Annotated in this window: 18 protein-coding genes; 9 read left to right on the top strand and 9 right to left on the bottom strand. The window is 55.3% G+C overall.

Annotated elements, in window-relative coordinates; translation table 11 throughout:
- Window positions 1-19: 19 nt before the first annotated feature.
- Window positions 20-2,635 (top strand): DNA mismatch repair protein MutS, encoded by a 2,616-nt coding sequence (gene mutS / locus ACR3EH_RS10850; RefSeq protein ID WP_171184803.1) that lies wholly within the window; start codon window positions 20-22, stop codon window positions 2,633-2,635.
- Window positions 2,636-2,693: 58 nt separating this feature from the next.
- Here mutS and ACR3EH_RS10845 read toward each other — a convergent pair whose 3' ends face one another.
- Together ACR3EH_RS10845 and hrcA are read right to left on the bottom strand one after the other, a co-directional pair.
- The gene (locus ACR3EH_RS10845; RefSeq protein WP_171675786.1) at window positions 2,694-3,257 is read right to left on the bottom strand and encodes a nucleotide exchange factor GrpE; all 564 of its coding nucleotides are present in this window, start codon (window positions 3,255-3,257) and stop codon (window positions 2,694-2,696) included.
- Window positions 3,258-3,267: 10 nt separating this feature from the next.
- A complete protein-coding gene (gene hrcA / locus ACR3EH_RS10840) occupies window positions 3,268-4,332 on the bottom strand; it encodes a heat-inducible transcriptional repressor HrcA (protein ID WP_171184668.1) in 1,065 nt (354 codons plus the stop codon).
- A 112-nt stretch (window positions 4,333-4,444) separates the two neighbouring features.
- On the opposite strand from hrcA, the gene rph reads away from it, so the two are divergent.
- From rph to ACR3EH_RS10820, 4 genes are read left to right on the top strand one after another with little or no spacing between them, the layout of a single operon-like run.
- Window positions 4,445-5,158, top strand: a complete 714-nt coding sequence (gene rph, locus ACR3EH_RS10835) for a ribonuclease PH (protein ID WP_171184670.1) — start codon at window positions 4,445-4,447, stop codon at window positions 5,156-5,158.
- Entirely contained in the window at window positions 5,155-5,769 is a 615-nt protein-coding gene (gene rdgB, locus ACR3EH_RS10830) for an RdgB/HAM1 family non-canonical purine NTP pyrophosphatase (protein WP_171184672.1), read from the top strand. Before rph ends, rdgB begins: the two co-directional genes overlap by 4 nt.
- Entirely contained in the window at window positions 5,759-6,913 is a 1,155-nt protein-coding gene (gene hemW / locus ACR3EH_RS10825; RefSeq protein WP_171648173.1) for a radical SAM family heme chaperone HemW, read from the top strand. The genes rdgB and hemW overlap by 11 nt, the downstream gene beginning before the upstream one ends.
- A gap of 2 nt (window positions 6,914-6,915) precedes the next feature.
- Window positions 6,916-7,269, top strand: coding sequence for a YbaN family protein (locus ACR3EH_RS10820; RefSeq protein ID WP_171184675.1), 354 nt, complete (start codon window positions 6,916-6,918; stop codon window positions 7,267-7,269).
- Here ACR3EH_RS10820 and ACR3EH_RS10815 read toward each other — a convergent pair.
- The 7 genes from ACR3EH_RS10815 to ACR3EH_RS10785 form a co-directional block, all read right to left on the bottom strand.
- The gene (locus tag ACR3EH_RS10815; protein WP_171184677.1) at window positions 7,259-8,155 is read right to left on the bottom strand and encodes a ParB/RepB/Spo0J family partition protein; all 897 of its coding nucleotides are present in this window, start codon (window positions 8,153-8,155) and stop codon (window positions 7,259-7,261) included. The two genes, ACR3EH_RS10820 and ACR3EH_RS10815, sit on opposite strands and share 11 nt — an antisense overlap.
- Before the next feature lie 20 nt (window positions 8,156-8,175).
- The gene (locus ACR3EH_RS10810) at window positions 8,176-8,979 is read right to left on the bottom strand and encodes a ParA family protein (RefSeq protein WP_171184679.1); all 804 of its coding nucleotides are present in this window, start codon (window positions 8,977-8,979) and stop codon (window positions 8,176-8,178) included.
- Window positions 8,972-9,592: a 16S rRNA (guanine(527)-N(7))-methyltransferase RsmG gene (gene rsmG, locus ACR3EH_RS10805; protein ID WP_171184681.1), complete on the bottom strand. Its 621-nt coding sequence runs from the start codon at window positions 9,590-9,592 to the stop codon at window positions 8,972-8,974. The genes ACR3EH_RS10810 and rsmG overlap by 8 nt, the downstream gene beginning before the upstream one ends.
- The gene (mnmG, locus tag ACR3EH_RS10800) at window positions 9,589-11,457 is read right to left on the bottom strand and encodes a tRNA uridine-5-carboxymethylaminomethyl(34) synthesis enzyme MnmG (protein ID WP_171184683.1); all 1,869 of its coding nucleotides are present in this window, start codon (window positions 11,455-11,457) and stop codon (window positions 9,589-9,591) included. The genes rsmG and mnmG overlap by 4 nt, the downstream gene beginning before the upstream one ends.
- 12 nt (window positions 11,458-11,469) lie before the next feature.
- Window positions 11,470-12,756: a tRNA uridine-5-carboxymethylaminomethyl(34) synthesis GTPase MnmE gene (gene mnmE, locus ACR3EH_RS10795; protein ID WP_171184685.1), complete on the bottom strand. Its 1,287-nt coding sequence runs from the start codon at window positions 12,754-12,756 to the stop codon at window positions 11,470-11,472.
- A gap of 31 nt (window positions 12,757-12,787) precedes the next feature.
- A complete protein-coding gene (rho, locus tag ACR3EH_RS10790) occupies window positions 12,788-14,059 on the bottom strand; it encodes a transcription termination factor Rho (RefSeq protein WP_171092791.1) in 1,272 nt (423 codons plus the stop codon).
- A 122-nt stretch (window positions 14,060-14,181) separates the two neighbouring features.
- Complete coding sequence (locus ACR3EH_RS10785) at window positions 14,182-14,631, bottom strand: CopD family protein (protein WP_171184687.1); 450 nt, start codon at window positions 14,629-14,631, stop codon at window positions 14,182-14,184.
- A gap of 407 nt (window positions 14,632-15,038) precedes the next feature.
- Between ACR3EH_RS10785 and ACR3EH_RS10780 the strand changes: the two genes are divergently transcribed.
- The 4 genes from ACR3EH_RS10780 to dnaQ are packed head-to-tail and all read left to right on the top strand — an operon-like array spanning window position 15,039 to window position 17,773.
- Window positions 15,039-15,638, top strand: coding sequence for a Maf family protein (locus ACR3EH_RS10780; RefSeq protein ID WP_171184689.1), 600 nt, complete (start codon window positions 15,039-15,041; stop codon window positions 15,636-15,638).
- Window positions 15,635-16,468 carry a shikimate dehydrogenase gene (locus ACR3EH_RS10775; protein WP_171184691.1) on the top strand — a complete coding sequence of 278 codons (834 nt, stop codon included), beginning with the start codon at window positions 15,635-15,637 and terminating at the stop codon, window positions 16,466-16,468. Before ACR3EH_RS10780 ends, ACR3EH_RS10775 begins: the two co-directional genes overlap by 4 nt.
- Window positions 16,465-17,058: a dephospho-CoA kinase gene (coaE, locus tag ACR3EH_RS10770; RefSeq protein WP_171184693.1), complete on the top strand. Its 594-nt coding sequence runs from the start codon at window positions 16,465-16,467 to the stop codon at window positions 17,056-17,058. Before ACR3EH_RS10775 ends, coaE begins: the two co-directional genes overlap by 4 nt.
- A complete protein-coding gene (gene dnaQ / locus ACR3EH_RS10765) occupies window positions 17,051-17,773 on the top strand; it encodes a DNA polymerase III subunit epsilon (protein ID WP_171184694.1) in 723 nt (240 codons plus the stop codon). Before coaE ends, dnaQ begins: the two co-directional genes overlap by 8 nt.
- The last annotated feature ends 4 nt before the right edge of the window (window positions 17,774-17,777 follow it).

Below are 17,777 nucleotides of genomic sequence, written 5' to 3'. Positions count from 1 at the left end.
TTTGTCCACAGTCACGCCGATGATGGCGCAATATCTCGAAATCAAAGAGGCCCACGCCGATGCATTGCTGTTCTATCGCATGGGCGATTTCTACGAAATGTTCTTCGAAGATGCCGTCAATGCCGCCGAAGCGCTGGACATCGCCCTGACCAAGCGCGGCAAACACAATGGCAACGATATTCCCATGTGCGGTGTGCCAGTGCATTCAGCCGAAGGGTATTTGCTGACCCTGATCCGCAAAGGCTTTCGCGTCGCTGTCTGCGAACAAATGGAAAGCCCTGCCGAAGCGAAGAAAAGAGGCTCTAAATCAGTCGTAAAGCGCGATGTTGTGCGTCTGGTGACGCCCGGCACGCTGACCGAGGACGCCCTGCTGGAGGCCCGCCGCCACAACTTTCTGGCCTCCTATGCCGAAGTTCGGGACGAGGCCGCTTTGGCCTGGGCCGATATCTCGACCGGTGCATTTCACGTGATGCCTTTGACCGGCGCGCGCCTTAGCCCGGAACTGGCACGGCTGGCCCCGTCCGAGTTGATCGTTGCAGACGGGGCGCAAGACAAGTTGCACGAACCTGTTCGCGATCTTGGGATTTCTCTGACGCCGGTGGGACGTGCCAGTTTTGACAGCACAGCGGCGGAAAAACGCATATGCGGTTTGTTTCACGTCGGTGCTTTGGATGCATTCGGGAACTTCGGTCGAGCCGAAGTCTCGGCAATGGGTGCACTGATCGATTACCTTGAGATCACGCAAAAGGGCAAATTGCCTCTACTGCAGACCCCTCTCAAGGAATCAGAAGACCGCGTTGTTCAAATTGATGCTGCAACACGCCGCAATCTGGAACTGACGCGGTCGCTCTCAGGTGGTCGCGCCGGATCGTTGTTGTCTGTGGTCGACCGCACCGTCACACCCGGTGGCGCACGGTTGCTGGAACAACGCCTGTCCAGCCCATCGCGCAATCTGGAAGTGATCCATGCGCGCCTGGATGCGGTAAGCTTCGCAGTTGAGGACAGCCTGATTGCGTCAGACCTGCGTGAAGCACTGCGCAAAACACCGGATCTGGACCGCGCCTTGTCGCGGCTGTCGCTGGACCGAGGCGGTCCGCGCGATCTGGCTGCCATTCGAAACGGGTTGGCGCAGGCGGCTAAAATTGCAGAATTGTGCGAAACCCAAGATTTGCCAGTACTGTTATCGACCGCCGTCCAAAACCTGACCGGGTTTGATGACCTTCTCGGCCTGCTCGACGAGGCACTTGTCGCCGAACCACCCTTGCTGGCGCGCGATGGTGGTTTCATCGCCCCTGGCTTTGATACTGAACTGGATGAGGCGCGCACCCTTCGGGACGAAGGTCGCTCGGTCATTGCCGGATATCAGCAAAAATACGCGGAACACACTGGTATCGCCTCGCTGAAGATCAAGCACAACAATGTGCTGGGGTATTTCATCGAAACCACGGCGACCCACGCCGAGAAGATGCTGAACCCGCCGTTCAGCAAAACCTATATCCACCGTCAGACGACCGCCAATCAGGTACGATTTACGACCGTCGAACTGTCAGAGATCGAAACCCGCATCCTGAACGCTGGCAATCTGGCGCTTGAGATTGAAAAGCGGCTCTATCAAAAGCTTTCTGATCAGATTTTGACCTTGGCAGCCCGTCTCAACCAAGCCGCTCGAGGGTTGGCCGAGCTGGATTTGACAACGGCACTGTCCGATCTGGCGCGTGGGGAAAACTGGTGTCGCCCACATGTGGACACATCACGCGCGTTCAGCGTGCACGGCGGCCGCCATCCGGTTGTGGAGCACGCCTTGCGTCAGCAAAGTGGCGATGCCTTTGTCGCCAACGACTGCGATCTTAGCGCTGAACAGGGTGCCGCCATCTGGTTGCTGACCGGCCCCAATATGGCCGGTAAATCGACTTTCCTGCGCCAGAACGCCCTGATCGCGCTTCTGGCTCAGATGGGAAGCTATGTACCCGCCGAACACGCCCGTATCGGCGTCGTAAGTCAATTGTTCAGCCGCGTTGGTGCATCGGATGATCTGGCTCGGGGTCGTTCGACCTTCATGGTCGAAATGGTCGAAACTGCCGCGATTCTGAACCAGGCCGATGACCGCGCGCTGGTTATTCTGGACGAAATCGGACGTGGCACCGCCACCTATGACGGCCTCTCAATCGCGTGGGCCACACTGGAACATCTGCACGCCTCCAACAAATGCCGCGCTCTGTTTGCCACGCACTATCATGAGCTCACAGCTCTGGCCGGTAAGCTGGAAGGCGTGGATAACGCAACCGTTGCTGTCAAAGAATGGGAAGGCGAGGTGATCTTCCTGCACGAGGTTCACAAGGGCGCTGCAGACCGGTCCTATGGTGTGCAAGTCGCCCAACTTGCCGGCCTGCCAGCCTCGGTTGTCGAACGCGCCCGTGTCGTTCTGGATCAACTCGAGAAAACCGAACGCGAAGGTGGAAAGCAAAAAGCTCTGATCGATGATCTGCCGCTGTTTTCAGCCGCGCCGCCACCCCCGCCACCTGCCCCTAGGGCCTCGCCTGTCACGGATATGTTGGATGATATCTTACCGGACGAGCTCACTCCTCGTGAAGCACTCGATCTGATCTACAAGCTGAAAGAGGCGGCCAGATCCTGACCGCCCCTTCATCTTTTCCAAAATACTCTCGCCGAAGGCTTCGCCTCGCAGGGGCCAATCAGCTTGCAGGCGCCGACGACACGCCAACCTGCGCCGGACGCAGCAGGCGGTCATGCAACATGAACCCTTCGGCAGACACCTGAATGATGTCCCCCGCCCTGGTGCCGGGCACCGGCGCTTCGAACATCGCCTCATGCACGTTTGGATCGAACCGGTCTCCGACCTCAGGCGTGATCACTTCAATCCCGTGCTTCTGGAACACGTCCTTCAGCGCACGCATGGTCAGTTCGACACCTTCCAGCAACCCAGCGGCCACTTCTTTCTGCTCATCCGTCGCAGCTTCAAGCGCACGCTTCATGTTGTCATAAACCGGCAGCATGTCCCGGGCCAGCTTCGACCCGCCATACTGTTCCGCATCCCGGCGCGCCTTGTCGCCGCGCTTACGCGCATTCTCAGCATCCGCCAGCGCGCGCATGAACTTGTCTTTATAGTCATCCCGCTCGGCGCGCAGCTCATCGAGCTCCAGCGCTTCCTCGCTGATCTCTGCAAACTCTTCGGCCAGCTCTTCCGCTTCCGCAGCCATGATGTCGTCCAGAAAATCTTCGTTCTTGGGCTCTGCCATCTCTTACCCTCTAGCTCCGGTCGGATATCAACTTACCGACCAGTTGCGCCGTATAATCCACGATCGGCACGATCCGTCCATAATTCAGACGCGTGGGCCCGATGACCCCGACCGCACCGATTATCTTACGATCAGCGTTCATATATGGAGACACCACCAAAGAGGAACCCGAAAGTGAGAAAAGTTTGTTCTCAGACCCAATAAAAATGCGCACACCTTCGCCATCCTCGGTCAATTCAAGGAATTCCGCGATGTCACGTTTGCGTTCCAGATCGTCAAACAGGGTCCGAATCCGGTCAAGCTCCTCGGCCTGACCCGGTTCGTTCAACAGATTCGCCCGCCCACGCACGATCAATCGGGCCGAGTCGCCGCCGTCTCCGTCCCAGGCAGCCATTCCGCTTTCCACCATCTCACGCGCCAGAATGTCTATTTCCTGCTTGCGTGCATCGATCTGCGTCTGCATCTGCCGACGCACTTCGCCAAGGGTCCGCCCCTCGATCAGCGCATTGAGGAAATTCGCCGCCTCGCGCATTGAACTGGGGGTTTGCCCCGCTGGCGGGGTGAACAGACGGTTTTCCACATGACCATCCGAGAAAACCAGAACCACCAAAGCCCGGTCATGACCCAGAGAAACGAACTCGATATGTTTGATTTCCGATTCATGCTTGGGCGTCAAAACCAGCGAGGCGCCTTGTGTCACGTGTGACAAAGCAGAGCCCACTCGGTCGAGCATCCCACCCACATCGCCCGTGTTAGAGCCTAATGTCTGTTCCAGTTTCTGCCGATCATCGGCACCCAGATCGCCAACTTCAAGCAACCCGTCCACAAACATCCGCAAGCCCTGCTGCGTTGGAATTCGACCTGCACTGACATGTGGGCTGTCCAGAAGGCCCAAAAATTCCAGATCCTGCATCACATTGCGAACGGTCGCGGCGCTGACTTTTTCGGACAAGGTACGCGTCAAGGTGCGGCTGCCAACCGGCTCACCGCTTTCTAGATAACTCTCGACAATCAACCGAAACACTTCGCGCGACCGGTCGTTCATCTCATCCAGAATCTTGCTCGCTTCGCTCATGCGTCGTCCCCTGCTCGTTCGTCATTAAATAGCAGGCAAATGAAAGGTCAATCGGGGTTGCATCGTAACGCTGCGGGGCGTTATCCCCAACCCAGCAAACAAAGGAATTCCGATGCGACCCTCTGGAAGAGATTTAAGCGAAATGCGCACCGTTTCAATCGAAACGGGGTTCACCAAACATGCCGAAGGTTCCTGCCTGATCAAAATGGGCGACACTCATGTGCTTTGCACCGCAACGATCGAAGATCGCGTGCCGCCCTTTATAAAAGGCTCGGGCCTGGGTTGGGTCACGGCAGAATACGGTATGCTGCCCCGCGCCACCAACACCCGAATGCGGCGCGAAGCTGCCAGCGGCAAGCAAGGTGGTCGCACCGTGGAAATCCAGCGCCTGATCGGCCGCGCCCTACGCGCTGGTGTGGATCGGGTCGCGTTGGGTGAGCGTCAGATCACTGTGGACTGCGACGTGATCCAAGCCGATGGCGGCACCCGATGCGCGTCGATCACCGGCGGCTGGGTGGCCCTGCGTCTGGCCGTGAACAAGCTGATGAAAGCGGGCGACGTCATCTCTGATCCCCTGGTGGATCCAGTTGCGGCTGTGTCCTGCGGTATTTATGCTGGTCAGCCAGTTCTGGATCTGGATTACCCGGAAGACAGCGAAGCGGGTGTTGATGGCAACTTCATCATGACCGGATCCGGCAAGCTGATCGAAGTGCAGATGAGCGCCGAAGGCTCGGTCTTTAGCCGCGCGCAAATGGATCAGCTGATGGATCTCGCCGAAAAAGGCGTCGGCGAATTGGCTGCCGCGCAAAAGGCCGCAACCGCATGACCCGTAAGTTCGATGGGGACAGGCTGCTGGTTGCCACCCACAACAAAGGCAAGCTTGAGGAGATGGCGCATCTCCTCGAACCTTTTGGCGTCACTGTCGTCGGCGCGGGCGAGATGAACCTGCCCGAGCCGGAAGAGACCGAAGACACATTTGTCGGCAACGCGCGGATCAAAGCCCATGCCGCCGCCAAAGCCACCGGCCTGCCTGCCCTGTCGGACGATTCCGGGATCACCATCGACGCGCTGGACGGCGCGCCGGGGGTTTACACTGCTGATTGGGCGGAAACGGCAAATGGTCGCGATTTCCTATTGGCCATGACCCGCGCACATAATGAGCTGGAGGCTAAAAACGCCCCTCACCCACGCACTGCGCAATTTCGTTGTACATTGGTTCTGGCCTGGCCCGACGGACATGATGAAGTTTTCGAAGGCATCGCCCCGGGCCACCTGGTCTGGCCGATCCGCGGCAAGGATGGATTCGGCTATGACCCGATGTTTGTTCCGGACGGGCACGACATTACCTTTGCCGAAATGGATCGCTGGGAAAAGAACAAGATCAGCCACCGCGGCCGCGCGGTTGAGAAGTTCGTGAAAGGCTGCTTTGGCGGATGATTGGCGCAACGGGGGCTTTGGCCTTTATATCCATTGGCCTTTTTGCGAGGCCAAATGCCCCTATTGTGACTTCAACAGCCATGTTTCAAAGAAAATAGACCAGAAACAATGGCTTACTGCTTATCTGAGCGAGCTGCGCCGCGCTGCCTCTGAAACGCCGGGTCGGGTACTGAACACGATTTTCTTTGGGGGTGGCACCCCGTCTCTGATGGACCCGGAAACCGTTTCTGACGTGATTGATGAGGCGCGCGCGCTCTGGCACCCGTCCAATGACATGGAAATCACGCTCGAGGCCAATCCCGGATCGGTCGAAGCTGGTCGGTTCGCGGCTTATCGAGATGCAGGCGTAAATCGAATCTCGATGGGCGTTCAGGCCCTGAATGACGAAGATTTGCGTCGGCTGGGCCGGATCCACACAGTCACCGAGGCCCGAGCGGCATTTGACATTGCACGTGCCTGCTTTGATCGTGTGAGTTTTGACCTGATCTATGCCAGACAGCACCAAACACCCGAAGCTTGGCGCACGGAGCTGAACGAGGCCCTGTCAATGGCCGTGGACCACCTGTCGCTGTACCAATTGACGATCGAGGACGGAACGGCTTTTGGTGATCGCTATGCCGTTGGAAAACTGCGTGGCTTGCCCGAGGATGACAGCGCCGCCGACATGTATCTGATCACGCAGGACATTTGCGAAGCCCACGGTTTGCCCGCCTATGAAGTATCCAATCATGCGCGCGCAGGCGCGGAATCCCAACACAACCTGACCTATTGGCGTTACGGAGACTATGTCGGCATCGGACCAGGTGCTCATGGACGGGTCACCTTGAACGCCCAAAGATACGCAACCGAAACATACCTGAATCCGCAACGTTGGCTTGATGCTGCCGAGCGCAGCAACGGGGAAAAAGATAGAACGTTACTGTCCTACGAAGATCAGGCAAACGAGTACCTTATGATGGGTATGAGAATTTCAGAGGGGCTAAATATAGACAGATGGGAAACCCTATCCGGTCGAAAACTTCCAAAGAACACTATTGATCATCTCTCGGAAATTAAAATGATTGAACATAGTAACGACAGGCTTCGGGCGACTGCGGACGGCCGGGCCGTTCTGAATGCCGTCATCCGGGAACTATTGAGCTAGCCATGCACTACCTGTGGGCAGGACTGGGATTATTATGCGTTGCTCTGGCGATGGTTGGGGTTGTTCTTCCCCTTCTGCCAACCGTGCCATTCCTGCTATTGGCAGCGTTCTTCTTTGCCAGATCATCTTCGCGTCTTCACACTTGGCTGCTGACTCACCAACTGTTCGGACCGTTGATACAAGATTGGCAAAGCTCTGGTGCTATACGGCCTGCGGCAAAAAAGGCGGCAACTGTTTCCGTCGCCGCCGTTTTTGGTCTCTCAATTTGGATGTCCGCCCCAGTTTTCGTTTTGGCCATTCAAGCCGTTGTCCTGGGCGGTGTATTGGTCTTTATCTGGACGCGGCCTAACGGCTGAGCTTGGCGCACAAATCGTCAAGCTGGTCCAGGTTCTCATACGTCAGAACAACCTGGCCCGTTTCTGTTCCAGCCTTGTGATTGATCGAGACCTTCATCGCCAGAATTGCAGACAGGTCTTTTTCCAACGCCCGCGTATCGGCATCCTTGCCCGCATCAAGATTTCTGGACCGAGGCGCAGGGCGTTCGGCGTCACCTTGTTGTTGTTTTTTGACCAAAGCTTCGGTTGCACGCACCGAAAGCCCCTCTTTGACGATCTGCTTCGCCAATTCCGAAGGGTTTTCGGCTGTAATCAGAGCTCGCGCATGTCCAGCAGATATTTTTCCTTCAATAACAAGGGTTTGAACATCCATTGGCAAGGACAAAAGACGCAGAAGATTTGCAATATGGCTACGGCTCTTACCCAAAGCTTCAGCCAGCTTTTCCTGCGTGTGGCCAAAACGATCCATTAGCTGCTTGTAGCCAGCGGCCTCTTCCACGGCGTTCAGGTCAGCGCGCTGGATGTTTTCGATAATCGCAACTTCCAGAACTTCGGTGTCGTCAAAATCGCGCACAATAACCGGAATATCATGCAGCTGCGCCATTTGCGCCGCCCGCCAACGACGTTCCCCTGCAACGATTTCGTATTCATCAGCTCCGGTCGACCGGACAATCAAAGGCTGGATAATGCCCTTTTCCTTGACCGAGGCAGCCAGCTCGTCCAGCTGCTCGGGCAGGAACGTGCGGCGCGGCTGATTGGGGTTCGCTTTCAGCTTTTCGATTGGAACTTTCAGATCAGGCCGGCGCGCTTCGGTTGGCACCCGCCCTTCTGCTTCGGGGTTCACATCCGCCATAAGAGCTGACAGGCCGCGCCCCAAACCTCGGGTTTTTGCTTTCTTGGCGCTCATGTCGCCCTCCTCACTTCCGCCTACGCAGCGGTTTTATTGTTCTTGTGCATGATCTCGCGGGCCAGATGCCGATAAGCCATCGCGCCAAGCGAACCCGAGTCATATTGCAAGACCGGCAACGCATATGACGGAGCCTCACTGACCCGCACGTTTCTGGGTATCTTTGTCTTAAAGACCATCTCACCCAGATTGTCACGCGCATCCTTTTCAACCTGACGGGACAAGTTGTTGCGGTTGTCATACATGGTCAACACAACACCTTCGATTCTCAGGTCAGGATTTGCGGTTTGCCGAACTTCCCTGATCGTCAGCATTAGTTGCGACAAACCTTCCAGGGCAAAGAACTCACTTTGCAGCGGAACAAGGACGGAATGTGCCGCCACCATTGCATTGACGGTCAACAGGTTCAAAGATGGTGGGCAATCGATAAGGATGAAATCAAGGTTGAAAGCATCAACCGCAGTTTGCCGCAACGCATCGTGCAATAAATAACTGCGCTTCTCATTGGATATCAATTCAATGTCGGCAGAACTCAGATCAACGGTTGCCGGAACAACCAGAAGGTTTTCGATCTCGGTCTCTTGAACAACAGCCTCCAACGGCGCGTCGTCCAGGATGAGATCATAGGTTGTCCAATCCCGATCCTCTACACCCAATCCGGTGGACGCATTCCCTTGAGGGTCAAGATCAACCACCAGAACCCGACAACCGGATTCCGCCAGCCCTGCTGCCAGATTGATCGCCGTCGTTGTCTTCCCCACTCCGCCCTTCTGATTGGCGACCGCAATAATCCGAGGTCCTGAAGGTCGGGACAGATCAACCACGTGATACTCCTTTGATTTTAAGGATAACGGCCTGAGGTTCGGTTAAACTTGTAATCGGCTCGGCGTGGAAATTCCATTCCTCTTGCGCATCTGACAGTTCTTTTTTCCAGTTTGCGCCTTTGGGCAACAAGGCCGTGCCATTTTTACTTAAATGCCTGTCACAGAACGACAATAACACCCGCAACTCTGCCAATGCGCGCGCTGAAAGAACATCGGCACCCAATGGATCGACACTTTCGATTCGTTTGGAAATCACGCGGCATTTAATTCCACACTCCCGAGCAACACTACGTAAGAAGGCAGACTTCCGTTGATCGCTTTCAACAAATGTAAATTGCGATTTTGGTGACTGATCTGCCGCGATCAACGCACAAACCATACCCGGAAACCCGCCCCCACTGCCTAAATCCACCCAGCTTACGAACTGTTCCGCGCAGCCGAAAACTTGTACGGAGTCAAAAATGTGGCGCTCCCAAATGTGTTCAAGACTGTTGCGAGACACAAGATTGATCTTGGGATTCCAACGCTTCACCAGTTCAACGTAGGCCTCCAGGCGCTCGAATGTTTCACGTGAAACATTCAACCGTTCAAATGCAGAATAGTCGGGCGTCATGCCTGTCGAACCCTCTGGTCGCGGCGGAGTTTTGCAAGAACAAGGGTCAGCGCAGCAGGTGTAACCCCTTCTACACGACCCGCCTGCGCAATGTTTTCGGGCTTAGCTTGCGAGAGCTTTTGTTTCATCTCGGAAGATAGACCATCCAACGCGAAATAATCGAAATTCCGGGGAATTACGTAGGATTCATCCCGCTTCATTGCTTCCACATCACGTTTCTGACGCGCAATATAGTTTGCGTAAAGCGCGTCGCGCTCAATCTGTAGTCTGATCTTTTGGTCTACGTCTTGGAGATCCGGAATCAAAGGCAATAAGCTATCGAAGGATACGTCCGGAAAAGCCAAGATCGCCATTCCATCCCTGCGATTTCCATCCTGGTTAACGTTTATTCCGGCGGACAACACTTCTTTTGGTGTATAGGTACGTTCTGCCAATTTGGTTTTTACTGCATCAAGTTGAGCCATCTTGTCTTCGAAATGCAGCCGACGGCTGGACCCAACGCATCCAAGATCAATGCCAATCGGTGTCAAACGCTGATCTGCGTTATCCGCGCGCAAGGACAGACGGAATTCAGCTCGTGAGGTAAACATACGATATGGTTCAGCCACGCCACGCGTCGTCAGATCATCTATCATTACGCCAATATAGCTGTCAGATCTGGTGAAATGCACAGGATCACGGCCTTGAACCTCCAGCGCGGCATTAAGGCCAGCGACCATCCCCTGAGCAGCTGCTTCCTCATAACCCGTTGTTCCATTGATCTGGCCCGCCAAATACAACCCGGGAACATCGGGCAGCGACAGAGTCGCGGTCAAGACACGAGGGTCAACGTAGTCATACTCAATTGCGTATCCGGGCTGCAGGATCTCTGCGTTTTCAAGGCCTTTGATGGACCGAACATATTGCAACTGCACGTCTTGAGGTAATGATGTTGAGATACCATTGGGGTAAATCGTATGATCATTCACGCCTTCGGGTTCCAGGAAAATCTGATGCGATTCCTTGTCAGAAAACCGCACAATTTTATCCTCAATAGAGGGGCAATACCGAGGACCGATGCCGTCAATATGACCGCCATACATGGCTGACTTCGAAAGATTGGCCTCAATAATCTCGTGCGTTTTCGCGTTGGTATGCGTGATTCCACAAGAAATCTGAGGTGCCACCACGTCTGTCGATAGAAACGAAAACAGTGTTGGCTCTTCGTCCCCGTCTTGACGCTCGAGATCAGACCAGTCGATTGTCCGCCCATCCAAACGCGGCGGCGTGCCTGTTTTCAACCGACCCAGTGGCAGATCATAACTATCCAAACGTTCCGCAAGCTTGATGGAAGGGCGATCACCCATGCGGCCACCGGGGCGAGATACATCTCCGATATGAATAACACCGCGTAAAAACGTGCCAGAGGTCAGAATGACGGCGCGCGCGGAAATCTCTGAGCCATCCGCAAGCGAAACTCCGGAAACGCGCGAGCCGTCCATGATAAAATCAACGACCTCACCGACAATAACAGACAGGTTGGGTTGAACTTGTGTTTCTTTTTGCATTGCTGCCCGGTAAAGGGCGCGGTCCGCTTGCGTCCTGGGGCCCTGCACCGCAGGACCCTTTCGGCGATTCAGCAGACGGAACTGAATGCCAGCTTGGTCTGCAACACGTCCCATAACGCCGTCCAGGGCGTCAATCTCGCGTACCAGATGGCCTTTCCCTAAACCACCAATTGCAGGATTGCAGGACATAACTCCGATATCTGATGCAGACAGCGTTACCAGCGCGGTACTTGCCCCCATCCTGGCAGACGCGTGCGCAGCCTCGGTACCGGCGTGCCCGGCTCCAATAACGATCACATCGAACTTTGAATGTTTCACGTGAAACACTCCTTACTTTCCCAAACAGAAGCTAGAGAAGATTTCGTCCAGCAGTGTTTCGACATCTATTCTACCAACCAGAGATTCAAGAGCTCGAATGGCAGTTCTAAGCTCTTCTGCCGCGATATCATACAGGTCCGGACCTGATTCCAGAACCGCGATTGCAGATTGAAGCGAATCCAGTGCCCGACCAATTGCCACGCGATGGCGTTCCCGCGTAGCGATACCATGGGTAGTAGTTCGTTCACTCAAAACACGCGAAATCTGGTTAACGAGCGCATCAATCCCCTGCCCAGTCTTGCCAGATACACCCAGACCTTCATCACCTCGAAGATCAGCTTTGGGCAGAACATGAATGTCACCAGCTTGCATCCCAACACCCAATTCTTCCGGCTTTTCCGATAGAAAAACACGAAGGTCGGCCGCCTCCGCTCTTCCGCGTGCCAGCTCGATGCCCAGGTTTTCGACGTGATCTTCGGTTTCTCTCAACCCGGCCGTGTCCAACAAGGTCACTGGCAATCCTGCCAGATCCATTCGCACTTCGATCACATCCCGCGTGGTTCCAGCGTATTCCGAGGTAATCGCCGCCTTCCGACCGGCCAGCGCATTTAGAAGAGTGGACTTTCCTGCATTCGGAAGACCAACAATTGCGACTTCAAACCCTGTCCGGATACGCTCAGCGATTTTCACACCGTCGGCCTCACGTCTGAGGTCTGACATCACACCATGGATTAGTTCTCGTACTTCAGGTGTCACATCTGTTGGCACCTCTTCATCGGCAAAGTCGATGACAGCTTCCAACAAGGACGCTGCTCGTATCAAATCCCGGCGCCACCGTTCTGCCAGTGTACCCAGTTCGCCAGCCAGAATGGTTTGGGCCTGCTTACGCTGAGCTTCGGTTTCCGCGTCTATCAGATCCGCCAGACCTTCGACCTGAGTCAGGTCCATCTTACCGTTTTCAAGTGCCCGGCGCGTGAACTCACCCGGTTCGGCGATGCGCAAGCCGTCAATGTCTGATAAACACCGCAGCACGGCGTTAACAGACGCGGTGCTGCCATGGATTTGCAGCTCCGCCACATCCTCTCCGGTGAAACTGGCCGGGGCTTGGAATGTCAGAACCAACCCGTCATCCAAACGCGCACCTTTCTCGTCCCGCAACGTGCGCAGGACCATGCCACGTTTTGGAAGCGCATCCCTTGTAAGGCGTGCCGCTGCAAAATGAGAGTCAGGGCCGGAGAGGCGGATCACAGCCACTCCAGCTTTACCTTGCGCGCTGGCCAAGGCGAATATCGTATCCATTCGAAGGCCTCGCTTGGGTCTAAGACCTGTGTCAGGTGTTCATCGAATCGAAGAACTCGCCGTTTGTCTTGGTCTGTTTCAACTTCGACAGCAGGAACTCGATTGCGTCGGTGGTACCCATCGGGTTGAGGATACGGCGCAGAACGAAGGTCTTGGCCAGATCGCCCTTGTCGACCAGCAGGTCCTCTTTCCGGGTACCGGACTTGAGGATGTCGATAGCCGGGAACACGCGTTTGTCTGCGATTTTACGATCCAGAACGATTTCCGAGTTACCGGTGCCTTTGAATTCTTCAAAGATCACCTCGTCCATCCGGCTGCCGGTGTCGATCAGCGCGGTGGCGATGATGGTCAGCGAACCACCCTCTTCGATATTCCGTGCCGCACCAAAGAACCGCTTGGGCCGTTGCAGAGCGTTGGCGTCCACACCACCGGTGAGAACCTTACCTGAGGATGGCACCACGGTGTTAAACGCTCTACCAAGTCTTGTGATTGAATCGAGAAGAATAACAACATCTCGTTTATGTTCAACCAAACGCTTGGCTTTTTCGATCACCATTTCGGATACGGCCACGTGGCGCGTTGCCGGTTCGTCAAAGGTCGAGGACACAACCTCACCCTTCACCGAACGCTGCATGTCCGTCACCTCTTCCGGGCGTTCGTCGATCAGAAGGACGATCAGGTAACACTCTGGATGGTTCTGTTCGATCGAGTGCGCGATGTTTTGCAGGATCACCGTCTTACCGGTCCGCGGAGGCGCCACGATCAGCGAGCGCTGGCCTTTACCGATGGGTGACACAAGGTCGATCACACGCGCCGACTTGTCCTTGATGGTCGGATCTTCGATCTCCATCTTCAGACGTTCATCCGGGTACAGAGGCGTCAGGTTGTCGAACAGGATCTTGTGCTTGGCCTTTTCAGGATCTTCAAAGTTGATCTTGGTGACCTTGGTCAGCGCAAAGTAACGCTCGTTATCGTCGGGCGCTTTAATCTCACCTTCGACCGTGTCGCCGGTGCGCAGCGAGTGCTGACGGATCATATCGGGCGAGACATAGATATCGTCGGGACCAGGCAGATAGTTCGCCTCGGGCGAGCGTAGGAAGCCGAAGCCGTCTTGCAGGACTTCCAGCACGCCGTCACCGCCAACGGTCCAGCCCTCATCTGCGCGTTCGCGCAGAATCTGGAACATCATCTCACCTTTCCGCATGGTCGAGGCGTTTTCGATCTCCAGCTCTTCGGCCATCGCCAGAAGGTCTTTGGGGCTTTTGGCTTTCAGGTCGGCCAGATTCAGGGCGTCAGTTGTCATGATATATACCTTCACCGCGATCAGCGCGGCACGAAGTGGAATTTCAGTACGGAAGATACGCCGCCCGGACGGGCGTGTTGATCCTTACATAAGCGCGACAGCTTTCGGAGTCAAACGTGCCTTCAGAACTTCAGAATGACCGCCAGAACGATGATAACCATCAAAACGGTCGGAACCTCGTTCATCATGCGATACTGCCGCCCAGTGAGCTTATTTTGGCCTTCCAGGAAATCCTTGCGCCGGGCCATCAGCCAGTGATGGAACCAGGTCATGCCGATCACGGCTGCACCTTTGACCCAAGGCCAGGACCAATCCCATCCAACAATACCCGGCGTAAACACCATGATCAGGCCACACACCCACGCCACGATCATCGCAGGGCGCATAATGACACGCAGCAGCTTTTCTTCCATTTCAAAGAAAATTTCTTGTGCCCCGTCGACAGCCTGAACTTTCTCAACGTGATAGACGAACAAGCGTGGTAGATAGAACAGACCTGCCATCCACGAGATTACGGCCATGATATGAAGTGACTTCACCCACGGGTACAGCGTGAAAAGAAGATCAGTCATTTTGGCTCCGAGTGTTGTTCGGAACTCTCCCTAATAAAAAAATAAGAAAAGAAAAAGGAAGATGGTTTTGTAGGGCGTTCAAAAACCGTGGATTACTGTTTTATCCATGTGTTTTCCCCAAGGTGGGCAAAACAATCTCACTTTCTGATGATTCTGTTGAAGTTATATTTTTTAGATTTAAAAACAATGTATTAGCCTAAAACAAGAGGCGGATGATCTGGGGGTAAATCTTTGGTTATCATGGGATGGTTCAGTTATCCCGGTGATCAGACTTATCCTTGTCCCGGCTGGATGGGATTTGAGCGACTCGGGGATCTTTGACACGATTTTCCCGGGGTTGCGTGTCAACCGGAAAACCATACAAAGCACCCCAGAACTCTCATCGACTTGCACACGGGGTTTTCCACATGTCTGTCCCCATTCTTCTGGCATCGGGATCTGCGATACGGGCGCAGCTGCTTGAGAATGCAGGTGTACCATTCACCGTTCAAACCGCGCGCGTGGATGAAGACACAGCCAAGCGCGCCTTGCTGGCTGAAAACGCGTCACCACGGGATATTGCCGACACGCTTGCTGAAATGAAAGCGCGCAAGGTCAGTGACAAAAACCCTGGCGCTATGGTGCTGGGGTGTGATCAGGTTCTGGATTTTGACGGTCAGCTGCTATCAAAACCTGAAACCCCGGAACAGGCAGTCGCTCAGCTAAAAGAGATGCGCGGCAAACGGCACATGCTTTTGTCTGCGGCCGTGATCTATCAGGACGGCGAACCGATTTGGCGGCATATAGGACAGGTACGGTTGCGGATGCGGGCCAGCTCTGATGCCTATTTGAAGGATTATGTTTCACGGAACTGGGACAGTATCCGCCATGCCGTTGGAGCATATAAGCTGGAAGAAGAAGGTGTCCGGCTGTTCGCCACCATTGACGGCGACTATTTTAACGTTTTGGGTATGCCCTTGTTGGAGCTTCTCAATTTTCTGGCTGTCAAAGGGGTGATCGATCAATGACGGACTACCGGGTTCCACTGGCCGGGGTGATCGGACATCCCATTGGGCATTCGCGTTCCCCCAAACTGCATGGCCATTGGCTGAAGACGTATGGCCTTGCCGGGCATTACATTCCCATGGATGTTGCACCTGCCGATCTGGAAACCGTGCTACGTACGCTGCCCAAAGCAGGTTTTGTCGGGGCCAATGTGACTGTTCCTCACAAGGAAGCAGCGTTGAAGATCGCGGATCACGTATCCGACCGCGCAACGGTGATCGGCGCTGCGAATACACTGGTGTTCCGCGAAGATGGCTCGATCCATGCAGATAACACTGATGGGTATGGTTTCATGGAAAACCTGCGCAGCGGTGCCCCCGACTGGAATGCCAAAGACGGCCCGGCCGTAGTGTTTGGGGCCGGCGGGGCGGCGCGCGCTGTTCTGCAAGCCTTGTCCGATGCAGGTGTGCCGGAAATCCTGTTGACCAATCGAACGCGTGCCCGTGCCGATCATCTGAAAGAGGAATTTGGCCAACGAATCCGCGTTGTTGATTGGGTTCAGGCCGGAAACGTCATCGAAAATGCGGAACTGGTGGTCAACACGACCTCATTGGGGATGCAGGGCCAGCCGGAATTGCGGGTTCCTCTGGATGGGTTGCAGCCCGGCGCCGTGGTCACGGATCTGGTCTATGCCCCGTTAAAGACAAACCTTCTGAAAACCGCGGAAGAAGCAGGATGCACGACGGTTGATGGTTTGGGCATGTTGTTGCATCAGGCGGTTCCGGGGTTTGAGCGGTGGTTTGGCGTGCGTCCCGAAGTGGATGCAGAGACGCGCGCGGCGGCTTTGGCATGAGTTTTGCCCTTGGCCTGACCGGTTCTATCGGCATGGGGAAAAGCACCACAGCACAGATGTTTGTCGAAGAAGGCTGTGCTTTGTGGGATGCTGACGCGGCAGTGCACCGGTTGTACGCGTCCGGAGGTGCTGCGGTTGAACCAATGCGAGCAGCCTTCGCTGGTGCGATTGTCGACGGAGCTGTAAGCCGAGACGCGTTAAAGCAGATCATTGCTGCCGATCCCGAAGCGTTGAAAGCAATCGAAGCGATTGTGCATCCTCTGGTTGCGAAAGATCGCGCGGTATTTCGTGAAAACACAACGAGCGACATATCGGTGTTCGACATACCTCTTCTTTTCGAAACAGGCGGAGATGCAGCCATGGACGCCGTCGCCTGCGTTTCGATCCCGGCTGACGAACAAAAGCGCCGCGTTATGGAACGGGGAACCATGTCCGAGGCGCAGTTCGAACAGATCCGCGCCAAGCAGATGTCGAATGATGAGAAATGCGCGCGGTCCGATTTTGTAATCGTAACAGACACGCTGGACCATGCCCGTCAGCAGGTGCAGGATGTGGTCAGGCAGATACGGGCGGGGATGAAAGATGCGTGAGATCGTACTCGATACCGAAACCACCGGATTCGATCCCGAAAGCGGGGACCGGATTGTTGAGATTGGTGCCGTTGAGCTGTGGAACCACGTCGCGACGGGTGAAACCTATCACGTCTATATCAACCCTGAACGCGGTATGCCGGATGAGGCGTTTGGCGTCCATGGCATCGGCCCAGACCTGTTGGAAAACCCGCGTCCACCGGAAAAGGGTGAGGTAACGCTGAAAGACAAACCGGTGTTTGCCAAGGTGGGTCACGGGTTTCGTGAATTTGTTGGGGATGCGCGGTTGGTGATCCACAACGCATCGTTCGACATGAAGTTCCTGAACGCTGAACTGAAGTGGATGGGCGCGCCGTTGATCCCGATGGAACAAGCGCTGGATACGCTGGCAATCGCCCGCAAACGGTTTCCCGGTTCTCCGGCTTCCCTAGATGCGCTCTGCCGACGTTTCAACATCGACAACTCGAACCGTGTTCTGCACGGCGCTTTGCTCGACTCTGAAATACTGGCCGAGGTTTATCTTGAGCTGATCGGAGGGCGGCAGCCTGATTTTGGCCTGTCCACGTCCGCATCATCTGCATCCGGTGGAGGCGAAGACTGGCGACCAACACCGCGTAGCGCAGCATTGCCATCCCGGATCACCGAAGATGAACGCGCAGCACACGAAGCGTTTGTAGAGAAGTTGGGCGAAAGCGCTCTGTGGACCCGCGCCTGATCCG

It is taken from the genome of Ruegeria sp. BG7 (genome assembly GCF_056535685.1).
Note: the sequence above shows the minus strand (reverse complement) of the source record. Positions and strands in the feature narration are given on the sequence as shown.

Bases quoted from the DNA above. Each gene is read 5' to 3' on its own strand.
- mutS (WP_171184803.1), top strand. From the start codon at position 20: ATGATGGCGCAATATCTCGAAATCAAAGAGGCCCACGCCGATGCATTG.
- ACR3EH_RS10845 (WP_171675786.1), bottom strand. From the start codon at position 3,257: ATGGCAGAGCCCAAGAACGAAGATTTTCTGGACGACATCATGGCTGCG.
- hrcA (WP_171184668.1), bottom strand. From the start codon at position 4,332: ATGAGCGAAGCGAGCAAGATTCTGGATGAGATGAACGACCGGTCGCGC.
- rph (WP_171184670.1), top strand. From the start codon at position 4,445: ATGCGACCCTCTGGAAGAGATTTAAGCGAAATGCGCACCGTTTCAATC.
- rdgB (WP_171184672.1), top strand. From the start codon at position 5,155: ATGACCCGTAAGTTCGATGGGGACAGGCTGCTGGTTGCCACCCACAAC.
- ACR3EH_RS10820 (WP_171184675.1), top strand. From the start codon at position 6,916: ATGCACTACCTGTGGGCAGGACTGGGATTATTATGCGTTGCTCTGGCG.
- ACR3EH_RS10815 (WP_171184677.1), bottom strand. From the start codon at position 8,155: ATGAGCGCCAAGAAAGCAAAAACCCGAGGTTTGGGGCGCGGCCTGTCA.
- rsmG (WP_171184681.1), bottom strand. From the start codon at position 9,592: ATGACGCCCGACTATTCTGCATTTGAACGGTTGAATGTTTCACGTGAA.
- mnmE (WP_171184685.1), bottom strand. From the start codon at position 12,756: ATGGATACGATATTCGCCTTGGCCAGCGCGCAAGGTAAAGCTGGAGTG.
- rho (WP_171092791.1), bottom strand. From the start codon at position 14,059: ATGACAACTGACGCCCTGAATCTGGCCGACCTGAAAGCCAAAAGCCCC.
- ACR3EH_RS10785 (WP_171184687.1), bottom strand. From the start codon at position 14,631: ATGACTGATCTTCTTTTCACGCTGTACCCGTGGGTGAAGTCACTTCAT.
- ACR3EH_RS10780 (WP_171184689.1), top strand. From the start codon at position 15,039: ATGTCTGTCCCCATTCTTCTGGCATCGGGATCTGCGATACGGGCGCAG.
- ACR3EH_RS10775 (WP_171184691.1), top strand. From the start codon at position 15,635: ATGACGGACTACCGGGTTCCACTGGCCGGGGTGATCGGACATCCCATT.
- coaE (WP_171184693.1), top strand. From the start codon at position 16,465: ATGAGTTTTGCCCTTGGCCTGACCGGTTCTATCGGCATGGGGAAAAGC.
- dnaQ (WP_171184694.1), top strand. From the start codon at position 17,051: ATGCGTGAGATCGTACTCGATACCGAAACCACCGGATTCGATCCCGAA.